The organism is Haloprofundus sp. MHR1 (genome assembly GCF_005155585.1).
In the GTDB taxonomy this organism is placed as follows: Archaea; Halobacteriota; Halobacteria; order Halobacteriales; family Haloferacaceae; genus Haloprofundus; species Haloprofundus halophilus.
The window spans coordinates 1,613,095-1,633,405 of sequence record NZ_CP039833.1; the positions used below are offsets into that span (position 1 = coordinate 1,613,095).

The 20,311-nt window shown below is 67.1% G+C and carries 24 protein-coding genes; 17 read left to right on the top strand and 7 right to left on the bottom strand.

The genetic code is table 11. The features are described from left to right. Positions 1-31: 31 nt before the first annotated feature. Entirely contained in the window at positions 32-193 is a 162-nt protein-coding gene (locus FCF25_RS08130; RefSeq protein ID WP_117593294.1) for a preprotein translocase subunit Sec61beta, read from the bottom strand. A gap of 174 nt (positions 194-367) precedes the next feature. Between FCF25_RS08130 and FCF25_RS08135 the strand changes: the two genes are divergently transcribed. Together FCF25_RS08135 and FCF25_RS08140 are read left to right on the top strand one after the other, a co-directional pair. Next, on the top strand, positions 368-634 hold the full coding sequence (locus FCF25_RS08135; RefSeq protein ID WP_117593291.1) for a co-chaperone YbbN: 267 nt from the start codon (positions 368-370) through the stop codon (positions 632-634). A gap of 126 nt (positions 635-760) precedes the next feature. Beyond that, on the top strand, positions 761-910 hold the full coding sequence (locus tag FCF25_RS08140) for a 50S ribosomal protein L40e (protein WP_058580509.1): 150 nt from the start codon (positions 761-763) through the stop codon (positions 908-910). A 4-nt stretch (positions 911-914) separates the two neighbouring features. Here the strand turns inward: FCF25_RS08140 and FCF25_RS08145 are convergent, their stop codons facing one another. Next, the gene (locus tag FCF25_RS08145; protein ID WP_117593289.1) at positions 915-1,280 is read right to left on the bottom strand and encodes a hypothetical protein; all 366 of its coding nucleotides are present in this window, start codon (positions 1,278-1,280) and stop codon (positions 915-917) included. A 50-nt stretch (positions 1,281-1,330) separates the two neighbouring features. After that, positions 1,331-1,957: an MBL fold metallo-hydrolase gene (locus FCF25_RS08150; protein ID WP_137048115.1), complete on the bottom strand. Its 627-nt coding sequence runs from the start codon at positions 1,955-1,957 to the stop codon at positions 1,331-1,333. A 111-nt stretch (positions 1,958-2,068) separates the two neighbouring features. Between FCF25_RS08150 and FCF25_RS08155 the strand changes: the two genes are divergently transcribed. The 11 genes from FCF25_RS08155 to FCF25_RS08205 all read left to right on the top strand — a co-directional run bounded on the left by FCF25_RS08155 (position 2,069) and on the right by FCF25_RS08205 (position 9,902). Then, on the top strand, positions 2,069-2,245 hold the full coding sequence (locus FCF25_RS08155) for a DUF5786 family protein (protein WP_117593285.1): 177 nt from the start codon (positions 2,069-2,071) through the stop codon (positions 2,243-2,245). Next, positions 2,242-2,868: a DUF99 family protein gene (locus tag FCF25_RS08160; protein WP_137048117.1), complete on the top strand. Its 627-nt coding sequence runs from the start codon at positions 2,242-2,244 to the stop codon at positions 2,866-2,868. The genes FCF25_RS08155 and FCF25_RS08160 overlap by 4 nt, the downstream gene beginning before the upstream one ends. 24 nt (positions 2,869-2,892) lie before the next feature. Beyond that, positions 2,893-3,489: a uracil-DNA glycosylase family protein gene (locus FCF25_RS08165; protein WP_117593281.1), complete on the top strand. Its 597-nt coding sequence runs from the start codon at positions 2,893-2,895 to the stop codon at positions 3,487-3,489. A gap of 103 nt (positions 3,490-3,592) precedes the next feature. Then, positions 3,593-4,642, top strand: coding sequence for a PhnD/SsuA/transferrin family substrate-binding protein (locus FCF25_RS08170; RefSeq protein ID WP_117593278.1), 1,050 nt, complete (start codon positions 3,593-3,595; stop codon positions 4,640-4,642). 30 nt (positions 4,643-4,672) lie between these two features. Further along, positions 4,673-5,449: a phosphonate ABC transporter ATP-binding protein gene (gene phnC / locus FCF25_RS08175; protein ID WP_137048119.1), complete on the top strand. Its 777-nt coding sequence runs from the start codon at positions 4,673-4,675 to the stop codon at positions 5,447-5,449. Next, positions 5,446-6,477: a phosphonate ABC transporter, permease protein PhnE gene (gene phnE, locus FCF25_RS08180; RefSeq protein ID WP_117593273.1), complete on the top strand. Its 1,032-nt coding sequence runs from the start codon at positions 5,446-5,448 to the stop codon at positions 6,475-6,477. Before phnC ends, phnE begins: the two co-directional genes overlap by 4 nt. 95 nt (positions 6,478-6,572) lie before the next feature. Beyond that, positions 6,573-7,238 carry an imidazole glycerol phosphate synthase subunit HisH gene (hisH, locus tag FCF25_RS08185; protein ID WP_137048120.1) on the top strand — a complete coding sequence of 222 codons (666 nt, stop codon included), beginning with the start codon at positions 6,573-6,575 and terminating at the stop codon, positions 7,236-7,238. Between the two features lie 62 nt (positions 7,239-7,300). Then, a complete protein-coding gene (pheA, locus tag FCF25_RS08190; RefSeq protein WP_117593268.1) occupies positions 7,301-8,107 on the top strand; it encodes a prephenate dehydratase in 807 nt (268 codons plus the stop codon). Between the two features lie 108 nt (positions 8,108-8,215). Continuing rightward, positions 8,216-8,635 carry an Hsp20/alpha crystallin family protein gene (locus FCF25_RS08195; protein ID WP_117593266.1) on the top strand — a complete coding sequence of 140 codons (420 nt, stop codon included), beginning with the start codon at positions 8,216-8,218 and terminating at the stop codon, positions 8,633-8,635. Between the two features lie 136 nt (positions 8,636-8,771). Beyond that, a complete protein-coding gene (gene hsp14, locus FCF25_RS08200) occupies positions 8,772-9,215 on the top strand; it encodes an archaeal heat shock protein Hsp14 (RefSeq protein ID WP_117593263.1) in 444 nt (147 codons plus the stop codon). Between the two features lie 216 nt (positions 9,216-9,431). Continuing rightward, complete coding sequence (locus tag FCF25_RS08205; RefSeq protein ID WP_117593261.1) at positions 9,432-9,902, top strand: hypothetical protein; 471 nt, start codon at positions 9,432-9,434, stop codon at positions 9,900-9,902. Positions 9,903-9,924: 22 nt separating this feature from the next. On the opposite strand, the gene leuS is transcribed toward FCF25_RS08205, so the two are convergent. From leuS to FCF25_RS08220, 3 genes are all read right to left on the bottom strand, one after another. After that, complete coding sequence (leuS, locus tag FCF25_RS08210; protein ID WP_137048122.1) at positions 9,925-12,570, bottom strand: leucine--tRNA ligase; 2,646 nt, start codon at positions 12,568-12,570, stop codon at positions 9,925-9,927. A gap of 117 nt (positions 12,571-12,687) precedes the next feature. Further along, positions 12,688-13,932, bottom strand: coding sequence for an MFS transporter (locus FCF25_RS08215; RefSeq protein ID WP_174786373.1), 1,245 nt, complete (start codon positions 13,930-13,932; stop codon positions 12,688-12,690). A gap of 63 nt (positions 13,933-13,995) precedes the next feature. Further along, entirely contained in the window at positions 13,996-15,663 is a 1,668-nt protein-coding gene (locus FCF25_RS08220; protein WP_137048124.1) for a long-chain fatty acid--CoA ligase, read from the bottom strand. A gap of 141 nt (positions 15,664-15,804) precedes the next feature. Here FCF25_RS08220 and FCF25_RS08225 point away from each other — a divergent pair, with 141 nt between their 5' ends. From FCF25_RS08225 to FCF25_RS08235, 3 genes are all read left to right on the top strand, one after another. Next, the gene (locus FCF25_RS08225) at positions 15,805-16,515 is read left to right on the top strand and encodes an HAD family hydrolase (protein ID WP_137048126.1); all 711 of its coding nucleotides are present in this window, start codon (positions 15,805-15,807) and stop codon (positions 16,513-16,515) included. Positions 16,516-16,653: 138 nt separating this feature from the next. Next, positions 16,654-17,721 carry a phosphotransferase family protein gene (locus FCF25_RS08230; RefSeq protein WP_137048128.1) on the top strand — a complete coding sequence of 356 codons (1,068 nt, stop codon included), beginning with the start codon at positions 16,654-16,656 and terminating at the stop codon, positions 17,719-17,721. Between the two features lie 4 nt (positions 17,722-17,725). Continuing rightward, positions 17,726-18,193 (top strand): MaoC family dehydratase, encoded by a 468-nt coding sequence (locus FCF25_RS08235; protein ID WP_137048130.1) that lies wholly within the window; start codon positions 17,726-17,728, stop codon positions 18,191-18,193. 8 nt (positions 18,194-18,201) lie between these two features. Here the strand turns inward: FCF25_RS08235 and FCF25_RS08240 are convergent, their stop codons facing one another. Then, the gene (locus tag FCF25_RS08240) at positions 18,202-18,657 is read right to left on the bottom strand and encodes a MaoC/PaaZ C-terminal domain-containing protein (RefSeq protein WP_137048132.1); all 456 of its coding nucleotides are present in this window, start codon (positions 18,655-18,657) and stop codon (positions 18,202-18,204) included. Positions 18,658-18,736: 79 nt separating this feature from the next. Here FCF25_RS08240 and FCF25_RS08245 point away from each other — a divergent pair, with 79 nt between their 5' ends. Further along, positions 18,737-20,311, top strand: coding sequence for an AMP-binding protein (locus tag FCF25_RS08245; RefSeq protein ID WP_137048134.1), 1,575 nt, complete (start codon positions 18,737-18,739; stop codon positions 20,309-20,311).

Below are 20,311 nucleotides of genomic sequence, written 5' to 3' on the forward strand. Positions count from 1 at the left end.
TTGTCGCGGCGGTCGCGCGCGGTGCGCGCAGTTACGCGACGAGGTTCAGCACGAGGACGCCGATGCCGAACAGCAGACCGAACGCCACCACCGTCTTGGGGTTCATTCGGATGGCGTTTCGGTCCTCGGCGTCGAAGTAGCGGACGAGCCCCGCACTCGACATCAGGCCGCCGCTGTTGTCTCCCTTGCTCATGGGGGCACCTCTGTCGGTCGCCCGCCTAAACGTTTCGACTCGGCGTTCGACCGGTCTCCGCGGCGAGCGGCGTCCGGAAAGCCGAGTCCGGTCGGCCGACGGCGCTCGGGTTCGGTCGCCGAACAGGTGAGAAACTCTTATGCGCGGCGATAGGTAACCCCGTGTCGGGAAAGCATGACTGTTCGACTCAAGGACTTCTACGCAGACTGGTGCGGCCCGTGCAAGACGCAGGACCCGATTCTCGAAGAGCTGGAGGCCGACTACGCCGACGTCGACTTCGAGAAAGTGAACGTCGACGAGGAGCAGGACGTCGCCAACCAGTATCAGGTTCGCTCGCTGCCGACGCTCGTCGTCGAGAACGACGAGGGCGTCGTCGACCGGTTCGTCGGCGTCACTCAGCGCGAGGACATCGAGGCGGCGCTGCAGGAAGCGGGCGCGTAAACGACGCTCACTCGATTTCTCGGCGACCACGTACCGAGGCGACGACGCAGAGACGCTGAGTCTCGACGCTCCGCCCGGGAGCGCGTTCTCGCAAGCGTTATACGACTCGCACCGGAAGCAGATTGCATGCCTAGCTTCGAGCACGCCGTCAACCGGACGCTGGAAAAACAGATCTGCATGCGCTGTAACGCCCGCAACCCGATGCGCACGGACTTCTGCCGCAAGTGCGGCTACAAGCACCTTCGACCGAAGTCGAAGGAACCGCGCAACGCCTGATCTCTCAGGTCTCTCTTCTATACAGCACCACGAGCGCGCCGACGAGTGCCAACTGTACGACCTTGTCGACGACGGCGACCGGACTGAACAGGTCCCCGGCGTTGAGCGCGACGTAGGCCAGAATCTGGACGACGGTGATACCGATGCCGGCGAGATACAGCGGTCGTCTGGCGACGCCGCGAAGCAAGAGCACGACGCCGCCGACGTAACCGAGCCCGGCGAGCACGAACAGGACGCCGAGCGTGCTCGGGACGTTCGGGACGCCGAGCGCGAGGTGGATGACACCGGTAATCAGCGCCAGCGCGACACCGACGTAGTGCAATCTCCCCAGCGATACGGTGTCGCCGCGTCGGTTCCGCGCGTTCGTCATGTCCGATACTGGTGCTCCGGCGACATAACTCTCCGTCGTCGCAGTGGGCGCTACTGCTCGGGGTACTTCGGTTCGCGGCGCTCTGCTCGTTCGAGCGCCCGTTCGACGACGTCGCGGACGCTGTCACCCTCCTCTTCCGCCTCGAACACGTCGCCGTGGCCGGCGTACATCGCCGTCACCGTCTCGGGGAGGTGGTCGAGCAGGTCGTGGAGGCTCTCGACGAGTCGCTCGCGGGACTGCCCGGCCATGTCGGTGCGGCCGAAACTCCCGTCGTCGAACGCGCCGTCGTTGTAGACGACGACGTCGCCGCTGAACAGTTTCGTCTCGGTGACGAACGAGACGTGGTCGGAGGCGTGCCCCGGCGTGTAGACGACTTCCGCCATCTCGTCGCCGATGGGGACCGTCTCGTCGGGTTCGAGCGCGTGCGTCCGCCGCGGGTGGTCGCCGTAGGCGTAGAGGTCGGCGTCGAACGCGTCGAGGACGGCGTCGAGTTCGCCGATGTGGTCCGTGTGCTGGTGGGTGAGCACGACGGCGTCGAGTTCGTCGGTGTGTTCTCGAATCGCGTCGACGACGCCCGGCATCGTCCCCGCGTCGACGAGCGTCGTCTGCTCGCCGAGAACGAGGTACGCGTTACAGGTGAACTCCTCGGCGTCGCTGGTGACGCATATCGGTTCCATACAGAGGCTCTCGGTTTCGACGGTGAAAACAGCGGTGAATGCGGCGTGGTTGTCATTGTGTCTCACTGATTCCGAGAGCTTTTTCAGTGTGAATCGGCAAAGTTTACGTGCATGGGCTTTGGGAGCTACGACGAATCCGAACAAGAGAACCAGGAGTACAGCACCGACTTCGACGAAGAAGACGGCGTTGCGACGAGTGAGAACAACCACGAGGGGAGCGTGGAGTTCGAGATCGGTGCGTCGAACGAGGAACTCCTGAACACCCTCAAAGACATCAAGAGCGAGTGAAACGCGGCGCGCGAGCGCTCGGCCTCGCGTTCTCGGACGGCGACGACCGGAGCGTCCTCGGCGGCGTCGTCGTGCGCGCGGACGGCGTCGTCGACGGCGTCGCATTCGAGACCTGCGCGGTCGGCGGGACGGACGCGACGTCGGCGGTCGTCTCGCTGAGCGAGTCGCTCGCCAGAGAAGACGTCCGCGTTCTCGTTCTCGCGGGCATCGCGCCCGCGTGGTTCAATCTCGTCGACCTCCGGGTGCTCCGCGAGGCCGTTTCCCGACCGGTGTTGTCGGTCTCCTTCGAGCAAAGCCCCGGACTGGACGATGCGCTCCGCGCGCAGTTTTCGGGCGAAGCACTCGCCGAGCGACGGCGAATCTACCGCGCGCAACCGCCGCGTCGCCGCGTCGTCGTCGGCGACGCGGCGCTGTTCGTCAGGGCCGTCGGCTGCGACGACGACGCGGCCGCCGAACTCGTCCGCGCGTTCACGCTCGAGGGCGGGCGGCCGGAACCCGTCCGCGTCGCGCGTCTCGCCGCCCGCGGGGCGCGTCGGTGGGCCGTCGACCCGTCGGCGCCGGGCGACACGGACGACACGGGCGACGGAAACGATGGCGCGGACGACGAAACGACCGAGAGTTAAGACGCTGCCGACCGCCGATACGCTATGGACGAGATGGAGGGACTCTGCGTCCGCGACTGCACGCGCTGTCCGGAACTGGTCGAGTCGCGGAGCCGAATCGTCAACGGCGCCGGCCCGGAGGACGCCGATTTGGTGTTTCTGGGCGAAGCGCCCGGTGCGAACGAGGACGCCGAGGGCGAGCCGTTCGTCGGCCGGTCGGGGAGCGTCCTCGACGACGCGCTCCGCGACGTCGGTCTCGCGCGCGCCGACGTACGAATCACCAACTGCGTCCGGTGTCGGCCGCCGGAGAACCGAGACCCGAAGAAGGAAGAGCTCGCCAACTGCCGCGGCTATTTAGAGACCGAACTGCAGCGCGTCGACCCCGAACTCGTCGTCACGCTCGGCAAAGTCCCCTCGCAGCATCTCCTCGACCGGTCGGTCGCGGTCACGAAGGAGGCCGGCACCGTCGAGGACGTCCGCATCGGCGAGCAGTCCGTTCGAGCGCTCGTCTGTCTGCATCCGGCGGCGACGCTGTACGACCGAAGCCAGAAGGAGACGTTCGAGGAGGTCATCGCCCGCGCGGCCGACATCGCCGACGTCGGCGACGGCGACGGCGGACAGTCGAGCCTCGGCGACTTCTAACCGGAAATCCGTCGCGGCCGCCGTTCGCTGCCTAGTCTTTCACACTGGCCGATATATAGACAACATAGAAACTCCTAAATGCAGTTACTCGATGTTCTCTTCTATGTCCGACAAGTTCGGCTGGGCATCGAATCGACGTACGTTTCTGAAAGCAACCGGTGCGGCCGGTATCGCGGGGCTCGCCGGCTGTACCGACGGCGGATCCGACGGCGACGCGGGCGGGGACAACCAGACCGGCGGCAACGAATCGGGGGCGACGGCGGGCGAAGCCGACTCGGAGTCGGTCGTCCGGTTCATCCTCAACCCCGCCGAGGCCGACGTCGAGATCACCGAACAGTACCAGCCGATGTTCGAGTACCTCGAATCCGAGGCCTCGGTCACCATCGAACCGTCGCGCGCGGACAGCTACACCGCGACGCTACAGGCGATCCGAAACGACCAGGGCGAAATCGCCGACACCTCGCCCTCGGCGGCCATCGCCGGGGAGGACGTCGTCGACGTCATCGGCATCCGCGTCGCCTACGGCGCGGCGCAGTACTTCTCGCTCATCACGACGACGACCGACAGCGGCATCAGTCAGCTCTCCGACCTGCAGGGCGAACAGGTGTACATGGGCGATATCCTCTCGGTGAGCGGAACGCTCGTCCCCCTGACCATCCTCAAGGACGCCGGCCTCGACATCGGCAACGCGCCCGACGGTGACGCCGCCGACTTCGACGCGGAGTACTCCGACCACACGACGGCGAAAGAACAGATGATCGCCCGCGACGACGTCGCCGCCGCGACGACTGGCGCGTTCTCGACGGCCGCGCACGTCCCGAAGGCGCAGTTCGACGAGATGTCGCAGGACTTCGTCGACATCTCCGCGGAGTACGAGAACGCCGGTACCGAGGACCCCGAACTCAACCTGCTCGCGGTGTCGGACCCGCTGCCGCGCGCGCCGCTCGTCTCGCGCAGCAACTGGGACGATTCCGTCCGCGAGGACGTCGAACAGGCCATCCTGAACGTCTCCGAGGACGACCTCAGCCACGGCGACGACTACGACGGCGAGCCGCTGTGGTTCACCGGCGTCCAGGAGGGGACCATCGACGACTACGAACCGATCGCGAAGGTGCTCGACGAACTCGGTCTCGAGTTCGAAGACCTTTCGTAAACTGATTATCGACGATTTTTGACCAGCAACATGAGCAATATCACTGTAGAGGGGCTCACGAAGGAGTTCGGCGACACCGTCGCCCTGAGAGACGTCAGCTTCTCTATACCGGAGGGCGAGTTCGTCATCGTGCTCGGCGTCTCGGGGTCCGGCAAGTCGACGCTCCTTCGGTGTATGAACGGGTTGACCAGTCCCACCGAGGGAGAGATTCGCGTCGACGGGACGCCGGTCGACAGCCCCCGAAAGGACATCGCGATGATCTTCCAGCAACACAACATCATCGGACAGATGAGCGCGTACTCGAACGCGCTCACCGGGTCGCTCAGTCGAACCGGCTTCCTCAAGAGCGTCCTCCAGTTACAGGACACGGAGGAGAAGTATCGCGCACTCGACGCGCTCGACACCGTCGGACTCCTCGACGAGTCCAGAAAGCGGGCGCGACAGATGAGCGGCGGCCAGCAACAGCGCGTCGGCATCGCCCGCGCGCTGGTTCAACAGCCGAACATCCTGCTCGCGGACGAACCGGTGGCGAGCCTCGACCCCGGTAGCTCCCAGCAGGTGATGCGGTATCTCAGACAGGCGGCCAAAGAGCGCGGGCTCACGGCGGCCATCAGCCTCCACCAGGTGAACCTCGCCCGGAAGTTCGGCGAGCGGTTCATCGGCCTCCGCGACGGCGAACTCGTCTTCGACGGCTACCGCGACGAGTTCTCGATGGACGTCATCGACGAGATCTACGGCGACATCGACACCGAAGGGATGTTCGAGGCGTCGGACGACGACGCCGACGGCAAGGCGGTGACGAAATGAGCACCGACACGCCCTCGGAAACGGAGCCGAGAACCGACAGAGATTCGCGCCTCGAAGCGCAGTTCGACGAGATCAAACGGGGCCGTCGCGTCAGGTGGCTGCTCATCGCCGCCGGCGTCGCCGTCGTCCTGTTCTTCTTCTACAACGCGCTGTACGCCGTCGAGATGTTCCAGGCGGACCTCGGGCGCTACTTCCCGAACTTCCTCGAAGCGCTCACCGACTACTTCCCGTTCCTCGACTTCTCGGCGTTCCCCTTCCTCGACCCGAGCGGCTTCGCCGAGTACTGGGCGTTCATCGAGGAGCGCAACCTCATCTTCGACTCCGAGGCGAGCCTCACCGACCCCTCCACGGGCGGACCGCTCGCCATCTTCGGCGAGGCCGGTATCACGCTCGCGATGGGCTTTGCGGGCACGCTCATCGGCTTCCCGCTCGCGCTGCTGTTCGGTATCCTCGGCTCCGAGCGCGTGACGCCGTTCCCGCTGAACTTCGTGTTCCGCGGCGTGATGTCGTCGATTCGCGCCATCCCGGCGCTGGTGTGGGCGCTCATCTACGTCCCCCTCGGCGGCATCGGCCCGGCGACGGCGGTGTTAGCCATCGCCACCGACACCATCGGTAACCTCGGCCGCCTCTACACCGACGAACTCGAAGAGGTGGAGGACGGTCCCATCGAGGCGATGCGCACGACGGGCGCGAACGGCCCGCAGACCATCACCTTCGGGATGCTGAGTCAGGTGACGACGCCGTTCATCGCGTGGACGCTGTACATCTTCGAGATCAACGTCCGCATCGCCGTCACGCTGGGTATCATCGGCGGCGGCGGCCTCGGCCAAGTGCTGGCGGTCCAGCAGGGCCTCTTGAGCTTCACGAACATGATGGCGACCATCCTCGTCATCCTCGTGCTCATCATCAGCGTCGAGATGTTCAGCCAGCGAGTCCGCTCGCGGCTCCGCGCCGACGAGAGCCCCGACGGCTTCCTCACGCTGCTGCTCGGCTTCCCGCGTCGGATGGCCGAGTCGCTGACGAAGTAGCTTTTCGCTGTCTCGGCTTTTCTTCTCACGTCTCCGCTCGGCTACGCTCGCTCGGACGGAAACACACTTAGACGCTCACCCTCCTACGTTCGTGTATGAGTACGACATCGCCGACGCCTCCCGAGGAGTCGCTGGCCTCCGTCGTCGTGGTCGACTACGGCCTCGGCAACCTCCGCAGCGCAGTTCGCGGCCTCGAACGCGCGGGCGCGGACGTCACCGTCACCGACGACCCCGAGACGTTCGCCGACGCCGACGGCATCGTCCTCCCCGGCGTGGGCGCGTTCCGCGAGGGGATGGAGAACGCCGACCCCTACCGAGAGGCGCTCGAAGCCGCAGACGACCGCGGCCAACCCATCTTCGGCATCTGCCTCGGTATGCAGATGCTGTTGACGACGAGCGAAGAGGCCGAACACGCCGGCGAGGGCGACGTGGAGGGTCTCGGCTTCGTTCCGGGGACGAACGTCCGCTTCTCGCAAGGGCAGAAAGTGCCGCACATGGGCTGGAACGAACTCTCCGTCGAGCGCGACCACCCGCTCGTCGAGGGCGTAGATGGAGAGTACGCCTACTTCGTCCACTCGTACTACGCGGTCCCCGAGGACGACGACGCCGTCGTCGCCACGACGGACTACGGCGTCGAGTTCCCGGCCGTCGTCGCCAACGAGGCGGGCAACGTGATGGGTACGCAGTTCCACCCCGAGAAGAGCGGCGAGACGGGGCTGCGGATCCTGCGGAACTTCGTCGAGTTCTGCGCTGACCAGTAGACGCGAAGGCAGTTCTGCCGTACCCGACGCGTTTTTCCCCCGTTCCCGACAACAACGCGGCAATGCAGGCAGTCACCCTCGGCCCCGCGGGGACGTACTCCCATCGCGCCGCAAGCGCCGTCGCCGACGACGTGGAGTTCCGCGAGTCGGTCGCGAGCATCGTCGACGCCGTCGCCGACGGCGAGTTCCGGCGCGGCGTCGTCCCCATCGAGAACAGCATCGAAGGCAGCGTCACCGAAAGTCTGGACGCGCTCGCCGAGCGCGAGGTGAGCGTCGTCGGCGAACTCATCACGCCGATTCGTCACGCGCTCGTCGCGCAGGGCGAGTCGTTCGACGTGGTCGCCAGCCACTCGCAGGCGCTCGCGCAGTGCCGCGGCTACCTCGAAGAGCACTACCCCGACGTGTCGTTGGAGGCCGTCGCCAGCACCGCCCGCGGCGTCGAACGCGCCCGCGAGGACCCCCGCGTCGCCGGCATCGCCCACCCCGACACGGCCGGGTCGGACCTCCGCGTGCTCGCCGAGGATATCCAGGACCGGTCCTCGAACGCGACTCGCTTTCTGGTCGTCGCCCCCCTCGAAGAGCGCTCGGAGGCGGGCGGGAAGACCTCGCTCGTCGTCTACCCCAACGCCAACTATCCGGGGCTCCTGCTCGAACTGCTCGAGGCGTTCGCCGAGCGCGACATCAACCTCTCGCGCATCGAGTCGCGGCCGAGCGGGAACCGCTTGGGCGACTACCTGTTCCACCTCGACTTCGAGGCCGGACTGTACGAGCAACGCGCGAAGGAGGCCGTCGCCGACGTCGAGGAGATTGCGAAAAACGGCTGGGTGCGCCGCCTCGGGTCGTACGACACCCGCCACGTGCTGTACTGACGCCCCGAGCTGACGGTCCGTCGCCGAGTAGACGGTCCGTCGCCGAGCGGACGACCCGTCGCCGAACGGAGAATACTCTTACTGTCGGCGGTCGCACTCTCACGTGTCATGCCGGACCGAAACAACCCGTTCGACGAGATTGAACGCCTCTTCGACCAACTGAGTCGGAACTTCGAGTCGTCGGGGATGTCGAGGCTCAGAGACGTCTCCATCGACCTGGAGGAGCGCGACGACGAGTTCGTCGTCACCGCGGACCTCCCGGGCTACGAAACCGAGGACATCGACCTCTCGGTGCGCGACCGCCAGTTGACGATTCGCGCCGAACACAGCGACACCGCCGAGGAGCGCGACGACGCCTACCTCCGGCGGGAGCGGACCCGTCGAAGCGTCTCTCGAACCGTCCACCTGCCCGAGTCGGTCGAGGAGGAGGCGTCGGACGCCTCCTACCGTCACGGCGTTCTCACCGTCAGACTGCCCAAGCAACGCCGTTCCGACGACGACGAAGGGCACCGAATCGACATCGAGTGACGCCATTCGTTCACGAGTCATTTTTTGGAAAATGTGGTATTGCGGGTAGAGGGTGCCCGTATCGTGCGAACTGCTATCTCCGCTCCAGAAATCTTTATATTCGAAGGACGCCTCATAGGGTGTCGGTGAATTACAGATGATGCGACGTTCCAACCCGTTCGACGAGTTCGAGGACCTGTTCGAGCGCATGAGCAAGCAGTTCGAGGGGATGAACCGACAGTTCGAGGAGAACCGACCGATGTGGAACACCACGGGCATCTCCGTCGATGTCGCCGACGAGGACGACGAGTTCGTCGTCACCGCCGACATGCCCGGCTTCGAGAAGGAGGATATCGACCTCTCGCTGTCCGGACGGACCCTCACGCTGAGCGGTTCCCGCGAGATGGCCCGCGACGACGACACCAGCGAGTACATCCGCCGCGAGCGCCGCAGCGAGTCCGTCAGCCGCACCGTTCGCCTCCCCGAGGAAGTCCGCGAAGACGAGACCCGCGCCACCTACTCCAACGGCGTCCTCACGGTCCACCTCCCGAAGCGCGCCGTCGACGAGGGCGACGACTCCCACCGAATCGACATCGACTGAGTCGCTCGGATGGCCGGTCCTCTCGGCCCCCGCTCGTTTTCCCCTCCGGTTTTCGTGTTTGGTCCCCGGTTCCCGCGTCTCGTCTCTCGCTTCTGTTTCGGTTTCCGAGCGAGTCGCACACCGGTCAGTCGTACGCTCTCTCCTCGCCTCGACAGTTCGCTCGGAGCTACTTTCCAAGTCGTGAGATATAAGTGAACGCTTCTCATACCTGTCTCCGTGACTTCGTACCGCCCGTCGCTCCGAACCGCACTCGTCGGAGGCCTCCAGTGGGCGACGACTACCGCGTTTCTGTTCACGCTCCTGATTATCGGCCTCTCGACCGGACTCCGAACGCTCGGCGTCGCCGCTCGACCGGACCCCACCGCGTCGTTCGTACTCGCCGTGCTCGCGGCGTTCGTCGGCGGCGTCGCCTGGGTCCGCCGCCGGACGCCTTCCCGAACGCACGACCGGAGAGCGCACGCGCGTCGCGTCGAATCGCTCGTCTTACTCGTCGGCTGCGGGTTCGGCTTCCAGGTCGTCGCGCTCGGGCTCGTCTCGAACACACCCGTCGGCAGCAGCACCGCCGCAGAAGCGTTCGCCCCCGTTATCGCAAACGGCCTCGCGGTCGCGACCGCGTACGCCATCCCGTACGCGCTCGATCTCCACCCGTCCGCGGTCGACGCCGCGTTCGACACCGAGACCGTTTAAAAAAGCTCCCGCGGAGCGTCGCTCAGTCGATGTGGATCGCGGGTCGGCCGGGACTGGCTTTCCGCGCGATGTCGTCGTCGGCCTCGTCCGCGCCGAGGACCCGTACTTCCGCGTCGAACTCCCGTTCGACGAGCCACGCGGCTCGCTCCAGTTCGGCCCGTTCCTGCGCCGCCGAGAGCGTCTCCGAGAGCGACTGGCGCTCCTCCTGGAGGTCCTGCCCGAACGACGCCGCGGCGTCGCCCTGCGAGCGAATCTCGTCGACCTGCATCAGTTCGCTTATCACGTTCGGGGCGTCGGACTCGCGGGCGAGTTCCTGCGCGCGGAACTTCCACGGGGCCGCCACGACGACGTCGACGCGCTCGGGGTCGTCGATACCGGCGACGTCGACGATGTGGCGGACGTCCGACCGCGTGTTCTCGACCAGTCGACGCGCCAGCGCCAACTCGTCGGCGTCGCCGTCGAACTCCGGCCAGTCGGCCTCGACGACGAACCCCTCACCGCCGAGCGACTCCCACAGTTCCTCGGAGACGTGGGGGGCGACGGGCGCGAGCAGTTTGACGACCGTCCGGAGGCCGCGCTCGACGGTCGGACCGTGCGGTGCGTCCGTCTCGCGGTACTGCGTGAGCAACGAGGTCAACTCGCGCGCCTCGCGGAGCGCGGTGTTGAACGTCAGCGTCTCGAACTCCTCGCGGGCCGTCGCGACGGTGGCGTCTATCTCCCGGTCGACGTAGGCGGCCGTCTCGTCCTCCGCGCCGTCGTACTCGGTCTCGACGAACGTCCGCACCGCCCGCGCGAGTCGCTGCAGGTAGCGGTGGCTCGACTCGACGCCCTCCTCGCTCCAGTCGAAGTCCCGCTCCGGCTGGGCGGCCTGCATCATGAACAGGCGGGCCGTGTCCGCGCCGTACTCCTCGACGATGCGCTGCGGCGAGACGACGTTCCCCTTCGACTTCGACATCTTCTCGCCCTCCAGCTGGACCATCCCCTGCGCCAGCAGGTTCGAGAACGGCTCGCGGTGTTCGAGGCCCTCGGTGTCGGCGAGCACCTTCGTAACGAACCGGCTGTACAGCAGGTGCATCACGGCGTGCTCGATGCCGCCGACGTACTGGTCGACCGGCATCCAGTCGTTGGCCCGCTCCACGTCGAACGGCGCGTCGTCGAGCTCCGGCGAGACGTACCGCAGGAAGTACCACGAGGAGTCGACGAACGTGTCCATCGTGTCCGTCTCGCGGACGGCGTCGCCGCCGCAGTCCGGACAGGTCGTCCGCTTCCACTCCTCGGCGGCGTCCAGCGGGTTGCCGGTGGTGTTGACGAACTCGGGCAGTTCGACGGGTAGCTCCTCCTCGGGCACCAGCACCGGCCCGCAGTCGTCGCAGTGGACGACCGGAATCGGCGTTCCCCAGTAGCGCTGGCGGGAGATTCCCCAGTCGCGCAGCCGGTACTGCGTGGTGAACTCGGCGGCGTCGGCGTCCTCGGTGATGCGCTCGCGGGCGGTCTCGCTGTCGAGGCCGCTGTACTCGCCGGAGTCGACGAGCACGCCGTCCTCGGTGTAGGCCGTCTCGCTCACGTCCGGCGGGGTCGGTTCTCCTTCCTCGGATTCGGGGGCGACGACGGGACGGATCTCGACGCCCATCTTCTCGGCGAACGCGTGGTCGCGGTCGTCGTGGCCGGGGACGCCCATCAGCGCGCCGGTGCCGACGTCCGACAGCACGAAGTCGGCGACGAAGACGGGAAGCTCCTCGCCCGTCACGGGGTTCGTCGCGGTGAGGCCGGTCTCGACGCCGTTCGGTTCGTCGCCCTCGGGGTCGGCCTCCTCCTCGACGAACCGGCGGACGGCGGCGTCCTCGGCGACCAGTTCCTGCGAGATGGGGTGGTCGGGTGCCAGCGCGAAGAACGTCGCGCCGAAGACGGTGTCCGCGCGGGTGGTGAACGCCTCGACGGGGCCGTGGCCCCCGACCTCGAACGTGAGGCGGGTGCCGTGCTGGCGGCCGATCCAGTTGCGCTGCATCTGACGGACGGAGGCGGGCCAGCCGTCGAGTTCGTCGATGTCGTCGAGCAGTTCGTCGGCGTACTCGGTGATCTTCAGGAACCACTGGGCCAGTTCGCGCTGCTCGACGGGCGTGCCGCAGCGCCAGCAGAGTTCGGCCTCGCCCTCGACCTGCTCGTCGGCCAGCACCGTCTCGCAGGAGGGACACCAGTTCACCTCGGCGTCGCGCCGCTCGACGAGTCCCGCCTCGTGGAACCGACCGAACAGCCACTGGTTCCACCGATAGTACTCGGGTTCGCAGGTGGTGACCTCCCGCTGCCAGTCGTAGCCGAACCCCATCGACTCCATCTGTCCGCGCATCGTCGCGATGCAGTCGAGCGTCCAGTCGCGGGGGTTCGTGTCCCGCTCCTTGGCGGCGTTCTCGGCCGGCAATCCGAACGCGTCCCATCCCATCGGGTGGAGCACGTCGTCGCCGCGCATGCGCCGGTACCGGGCGTAGGCGTCGGTGATGGTGTAGTTCCGAACGTGGCCCATGTGGAGTTTCCCCGAGGGGTAGGGGTACATCCCTAGGACGTACGTCGGGTCCTCGGCGTCGTCGGCGGTGTGGAACACGCCCGCCTCGGCCCACGCCTCCTGCCACCGTTGCTCGATCTTCGCGTGGTCGTAGTTGTCTTGCGTTTGCATCGAAAATCCCGCGTTGCTGAAACAGTAGTGCCGTCGAACTTCTATAGGTTGCTATCTGACAGCGAGCGCGAAACGCTCGCGCCGCGTACGCCGACAATCGGGCCGAATCGAGTTTCTTCACGCGTCCGTCGTCAACCGAGCGGCGACGCCGACCATCGCCGCGCCGAGGACGCCGAGCGCGCCCGAGACAGCGAACGCGGGCGCGTAACTCGCGAACACGTCGTAGGCGAGTCCCGCCGACGGCGGGGCTAAGAGTCCCGAGATGGCGAACGAGACGGAGACGAGACCGAAGACGACGTTGATGTTCTCCGCACCGAACAGGTCCGCGGTGAGCGGCGACAGCAGCGCGCCGTTACCGCCGTAGGCGGTCCCGTACACCAGCGCGAAGGCGAACACCGCCGCCGCGGACTCCGTCGCTGCTAACACGACGGTCGACAGGCCCATCGTCGCCGAACAGGCGACGAACACCCGCGTCCGGCCGAGTCTGTCGGCGACGCCGCCGATGCCGAGGCGGGCGACGCTCGTCGCCGCGCCGACGAGGGTGAGCCCCAAGACGCCGACGCCGCGGCCGAGTCCCGCGTCGGCCGTGTAGACGACGAGGTGCGCGAAGACGACGTACAGCGACGCGTAGATGAACACCCACCCGAACAGCACGAGCAGGAACGCCGGCGTGCGCGCGACGGCGACCGTCTCGCGGAACTGGGTCCGCCACGGCATCGCCTCGCGCTCTACGGGCGCGCCGCCGTCGAACTCCACGTCGGCGTTCACGTCGAGGCGGCGCGGACTGTCGGCGACGAGCGCGGCGGCGACGGCGAGCATCGCCAGCGCGGCGAGGAGAAACGCGCCGTAGGTCCAGCGCCACCCGACGGCGACGATGAGCGCCGAAGCCGCGGGCGTGGCGACCAACATCCCGACGCCCGTACCCGAACTGGCGAGGCCGCCGGCGAACCCCCGGCGGCGCTCGAACCACCGCGGAACCGTCGCGAAGGCGACGACGTAGACGACGCTCAGACCGAGCGAGGTGACGACGCCGTAGAACAGGAGCACCTGCAGAAACGACGTGCTCAGCGCCAAGCCACCCAACCCGACGGCGAGAAAGCCCATCGAGGCCAACAGCAGCGGCCGCGTCCCGTAGCGGTCGACGAAGCCGCCGACGACGGCCGCCCCGACGTACATCACGAACGTCTGGACGCCGAAGATGAGCGACGTTTCGCCCCGCGACCGGCCGAACTCGACGAGCATCCGGTCGAAGAACACGCCGAAGGAGTACGAGACGCCGAAGACGACCGTCGCGCCGAGAAAGCACGCGAAGGCGACGAACCAGCCGTAGTAGACGTTCGAACGCTTCACCCACGAGTACACGGGGTCACACCTCCGGACGCGCGGAGCGTTCGCGGTGGCCGCACGGTGCGCTCGCCTCCATCGTCACCGGTCGTCGCCGCCACTGCGTTCGTCGCCGTCCGCTTCGCCCTTCTCACCCGGTTCGCGCGGGAGGTCGGCGTCGCCGTACTCGTCGCGCAACCGCTTCTTGTCGAACTTCCCGGTCGCGGTCTTCGGGACCTCTTCGACGAACACGACGTTGTCGGGGAGCCACCACCGCGGGTAACGTTCTCCGAGAAACGCGAGCACGTCGTCGGCCGAGAGCGTCGCCCCCGGTTTCGGCTGGATACAGGCGACCGGTCGCTCCTGCCAGCGCTCGTGCGGCACGCCGATGACGGCGGCTTCGAGCACGTCGTCGTGTTCCATCAGCGCGTTCTCCAGTTCGATGCTCGAAATCCACTCGCCGCCGCTCTTGATGACGTCCTTCGCCCGGTCGACGAGTTCCAGGTAGCCGTCCTCGTCGACGACGGCGATGTCGCCCGTCTTCAACCAGCCGTCTTCGAAGCTTCCTCGGTTGGCCTCCGGCCGGTTGTAGTACTCGGAGACGACCGTCGGCCCGCGGACGTACAGTTCGCCGGCGGACTCGCCGTCCCACGGCATCTCCTCGCCGCCGTCGTCGACGAGTTTCATCTCCATCCCCGGCGAGAGCAGTCCCTGCTTGGCTCGCTTCTCGAAGCGTTCCTCTCGGTTCCACTCGCGCATCCCCGATTTGGGCCGCGAGACGCTGCCGATGCTCATCGTCTCGGTCATCCCCCACGCGTGTTCGATGGTGACGTCGTGTTCGTCCTCGAAGCGGCGCATGACGGCGCTCGGGGCGGCGCTGCCGCCGACGACGATGCGTTCGAGGCTGCTGACGTCGACGTCGTGGTCGTCGAGGTAGTCGAGCAGATTTATCCAGACGGTCGGCACCCCGGCGGTGAGCGTCACGCCCTCCTCCTCGATGAGTCGCGCGAGCGTCTCGGCGTCCGGCGAGGGACCGGGATACACCTGTTTCGCGCCCGCCATCGCCGCCGAGAACGGTAGTTCCCAGGAGTTGACGTGGTACATCGGCACGACGTGCATCACCACGTCGCTCTCGTCGACGCCGAGCGCCGACGGCGTCGCCACCATCATCGAGTGGCTGTAGATCATCTTCTGGGTGTACTCGACGCCCTTCGGCTTCCCGGTCGTCCCGGAGGTGTAGCACATCCCGGCGGGTTGGTCCTCCGAGAGGTCGGGCCACTCCATCGGCTCGGCGTCGGCGACGAGCTCCTCGTAGGCGGTGACGCAGTCGAGCTCCGTCTCCGGGACGTGGTCGTCCAGAACGACGACCTCGCGGACGCCGTCGAAGCGGTCCCACAGTCGCTCGACGGTCTCGAACGGCTCGCCGGGGTCGACGAGCAGCACCTCGTCGCCGGCGTCCTCGACGATGTACTCGACGTGGTCGTCGGGGAGGACGGCGTTGACGGTGTGTAGCTGCGCGCCCATCAGCGGGATGGCGAAGTACGCCTCGTAGTGCCGGTGGGTGTTCCACCCGACCGTGCCGACGCGGTCACCCGATTCGACGCCCAGCGACGACAGCGCTCCGGCGAGTTTCCGCGCCCGCTCGCCGAACTCGCGGTAGGTGTAGCGGGTCATCCCGTCCGGGCCCCGCGAGACGACTTCCTTCTCGGGAAAGAGCCTCGTCGCGCGCCAGAAGAACGGGCGAAGGGTCAGCTCCGTGGATGACATCATCTACCGTGACAGACGGTAGGCACCCCCATTAGTTCTGCCGACACCGGTAGCGTTCGTCGCCCTCCGTTCGTCCGTCTCTCGTCGTCTCTTTCGACGCACCTGCCGGAGGGTTCATCGCGGTGACCCGCCAACCTATCGAGCGTGAACGACGACCCAAACGGCGACACGAACGACTGGCGGGCCGTGTTCTGGGATATCGGGGGCGTCCTCCTCGACGTCGGCTCGGCGCGCGAATCGCATCGACGCTTCGTCGAGGCGCTCGACGAAACCCACGGCCTCCCGACGTCCGTCGACGTGGCGCTGGAGACGTGGCGAACCGAGGTCGGACGCCACTTCCAGGAACGCGCGGGGACCGAGTTCCGGTCCTCGCGCGCGGCGTACGGCCGCGCCGTCGACGCCGTCGTCGGCGACTCGGTCCCGTCAGACGAGTGGCTTCCCGCGTTCGAGCGCGTCCAGCGAGAGACGCTGCGGCCGAATCCGGGGGCGGTCGAGACAGTCGAACGGCTCGCCGAAACCGACCACCACGTCGGCGTCGTCAGCGACATCGACACCGCCGAGGCGCGGCTCATCTTCGATATCTTCGGGCTCGCGGACGCCTTCGATTCGGTGACGACCTCCGAGTCGGTCGGCCGGACGAAACCCGACTCGGCGATGTTCGAGGCGGCGCTCGCGGCCGCGGACGCCCCGCCGGAGACGGCGCTGATGGTCGGCGACCGCTACGAACACGACATGCGGGGCGCGGCCGACGCCGGGCTGTCGACCGTCGCCTACGGCGCCGACGGCGGCCCCGCAGTCGACTACCGCGTCGACGACTTGCGGGAGATTCTCGATATCGTCGGCGTCGAACGCTGAGTGTCGACGTCATTACGGAGTAACACCGCCGTTACGGACTGACGCCGCTGTTTCGGACTGACGCTTCGACTCGTCCGCGCTACCGACTCGTCTGCCGCCGGCGGAGCGTTTTAGGCGGTCGTTCGTCAACTGCTACCGATGACCAACGAGCGGAGTTACGAGGAGCGACTCGTCGACGAACGACGGCTCCGAACGTACCTCGCGTCCGAACTCGGCGACGCGGGGACGTTTTCGGTCGAGTGGCACCGGGAGGGACACTCCAACGAGACACTGTTCGTCACGTGGGGCGACCGCGACCTCGTGCTGCGACGGCCGCCGCCGGGCGAAACCGCCGACACGGCGCACGACGTGGGCCGGGAGTATCGCGTGATGGACGCGCTGCAGGACACCGACGTCCCCGTCCCGCCGACGGTGCTGCACTGCGAGGACGAGTCGGTCGTCGGCAGCGAGTTCTACCTCATGGAGCGCGTCGACGGCGACGTGGTCCGCCTCGACGAACCCGAGCGCTTTGCGACCCCGGAGCGGCGGGCGGAACTCGGCTGCGAACTCGTCGACTCGCTTTCGGCGATTCACTCGCTCGACTTCGAGTCCGTCGGACTCGGCGGGTTCGGCCGCCCCGAGGGCTACCTCGAACGACAGGTCGACCGTTGGGAGAAGCAGATGGCGTGGGCCGCCGGTCGGACCGAGCGCCCGGAGGGGCTGCCCGGCCGCGAGGAGGTGGAGTCGTGGCTCGAAGCCAACGTGCCCGAATCGCCCGAGAAGACGCTCGTTCACGGCGACTACAAACTTGACAACGTCATCCTCGCGCCGGGGACGCCGCCGGAACTCGCCGCCGTCGTCGACTGGGAGCTCTGCACGCTCGGCGCGCCCCTGTCGGATTTGGGTTGGATGCTCCTGTTCTGGCACGACGACCCCGACGCCGAACCGCCGATTCCCGAGCTGATGCCGTCGTTCACGGCGCGAGAGGGCTATCCGACCCGCCGCGAACTCGCCGCGCGCTACGAGGAACGCTCGGGCGTCGCCGTCGAGCACTCGACGTTCTACCTGGCGCTGGCGACGTACAAACTGGCGGCGGTCTGCGAGATGTTCTACGCGCGCCACCTCGCCGGCGACAGCGACGACCCGCTGTACGCCGCCATGGACGAGGGGACGCCGAAACTCGTCGCGTACGCCCGCGACGTTATCGACGGGTCGCAGGGGTGGTGAGCGAATGAATCCGACGGAGACGCTGCACTTCGAGGAGTTAGCCGTCGGCGACGCGTTCGAGACGGGCGGTCGAACCGTGACCCGCGCCGAGATCATCGCGTTCGCCGACCGATACGACCCCCAACCGTTCCACGTCGACGCCGAGGCCGTCGAGGAATCAGTGTTCGACGACCTGGTCGCCAGCGGGTTGCACACGATGGCGCTCGCCAACCGTCTCGTCACCGACGACTTCTACGCGCACACGTCCGTGATGGGCGGCACCGGCATCGAGGAGGCGAACTTCCTCGCGCCGGTCCGCGCCGGCGACACGCTCTCGGTTCGCGTCGAAATCGTCGGCAAACGGGCGTCGGCGTCGAAACCCGACCGCGGCCTCGTCACCGTCGAACAGACCGTCTCGAATCAAGCGGACGAAACCGTGTTGACGCTGCGAATCACGAGTTTCTTCCGGCGACGGTCGGGGGACGAACGTTGAGGCGCCGCCTACTTCCCTTCCGGCCGGCTTCGGATGTACTCCAGCGTCTCGCAGACCAACACCGTCCGCCCGTCGTCGGTCGTCACTTCGTCGCGGAACGCGACGATGCCGCCCGGTGACTTGTCGCGCTTGTCGACGATTTCCCGGTTCACGGAGACGGTGTCGCCGACGAACGTCGGCGCGGGAATCCGCATCGAGTTGAGGCCGTAGTAACAGACGTTCGACGCCTCGTTTCGGAAGTCGCTCGTGATGAGCCCCTCCATCACCGAGTACGTCAGCGGCGCGTGAACCGGTCGCTCGCCGAACTCGGTGTCGGCGGCGTAGGCGGCGTTCATCTGTAGTTCGTTCATGTCGCCGGTGTTGCCGGCGTGGGTGACGAGGTGCGTCTCCGTGATGGTGCGCCCGCGGGTCTCGAAGGTGTCGCCGACCGAGAGGTCGTCGTAGTAGCGAACCGGTCCTGACATCGGTCCGTGGTACGAGAACACACCTCATAACTGCTCCCCCCGGGCGAAGCTTTATGCACGATTTGTGCTAGCGGATAGCATGAATCTCGCACACGCGCTGGAGCGGACGGCGCGACACCACCCCGACGCCGTCGCGCTGTCGGGTCGCGGCGTCCGCGGAGAGCGGAGCTACGAGGAGCTAGCCGTCCGAGTCCGGCGACTTTCGAGTGGATTCGCCGAACTGGGCGTCGAACGCGGCGACCGGGTCGCACTGCTGACGAAGAACCACGCCGCGTTCGTCGAGACGTCGTTCGCGCTCTACCGGCTCGGCGCGAGCAAAGTGCCCCTGAACTCGATGCTCACCCCCCGAGAGCACGACCTGCTCGTCGACGACGCGGGCGCGGACGTGCTGGTCACGGAGACGTCGTTCGCCGACCACTGCGGGACGATGGAGTCGTCGCTACGTGCGACGGTCGTTGTCGACGGCGAAGACGAAGCCCTCCACGAGTCGTGGGACGGGAACGTCCGGTCGTACGACTCGCTTCTGGACGCCGACCCGACCGACCGGCCCGCGGACGTGTCGCTCGACCATCCCTGCGCGGTGATGTACACCTCCGGAACGACCGGCCGGCCGAAGGGCGTCCTGCACACCCACGGGACGTGGCTCTCGACGGCGCTCGGGCTGAGGGACGCGCTCGACCAGCGGGCGGGCGAGGTGACGCTGCACGCCGCACCGCTGACGCACGGTTCGGGCTTTCTGGTCGAATCCACGGTTCTGTCGGCCGGGACGAACCACCTCGAAGACGGATTCGCCCCCGACCGATTCCTCGGCGCGGTCGAGTCCCGGGGCGTCAACACCGTCTTTCTCGCGCCGACGATGGTGTACAAACTCCTCGACGAGTACGACGGCGACCGCGACACGAGTTCGCTGAAGAACGTCTACTACGCGGGGTCGCCGATGAGCGCCGCGCGACTCGCCGAGGGGATGGACCGCCTCGGCGACGTGTTCGTCCAGTCGTACGGACAGATGGAGTGTCCGATGTTGGTGACGCTGCTCGACCACGAGGACCATCGTCGGGCGCTCGAAGGTGACGGGGAGCGACTCGCCTCGGCCGGACGCGAGGTCGACATCGCGCACGTCCGCATCGTCGACGACGACGGCCGAGACGTCCGACCCGGCGAACCCGGCGAAGTGGTGGTGACGGGGCCGCACGTCACTCCGGGCTATCTGAACCTCCCGGAGAAGACCGAGGCGGCGTTCTCGGACGGCTGGCTCCGCACCGGCGACATCGGCCGCGTCGACGACGAGGGCTACCTGTACATCATGGACCGCAAGAAGGACATGATAATCACCGGCGGGATGAACGTCTACCCCCGAGAGGTCGAAGAGGTGGTCATCGGCCACGAGGCCGTCTCGAACGCCGCGGTTATCGGCGTCCCCGACGACTACTGGGGCGAGAAGGTGACGGCCGTCGTCGAACCGCGGCCGGGAGCCGATACCGACGGCGAAACGCTCGCCGCGGAGGTCGAAGCGCGCTGCGCGGAGTCGCTGGCGGCGTACAAGAAACCCAAGTCGGTCGAAATCGTCGACGAACTCCCGCGGAGTTCCTACGGGAAGGTGCTCAAGACGGAACTGCGCGAGGAGTACTGGGAGGGCGAGGAACGACGCATCTGA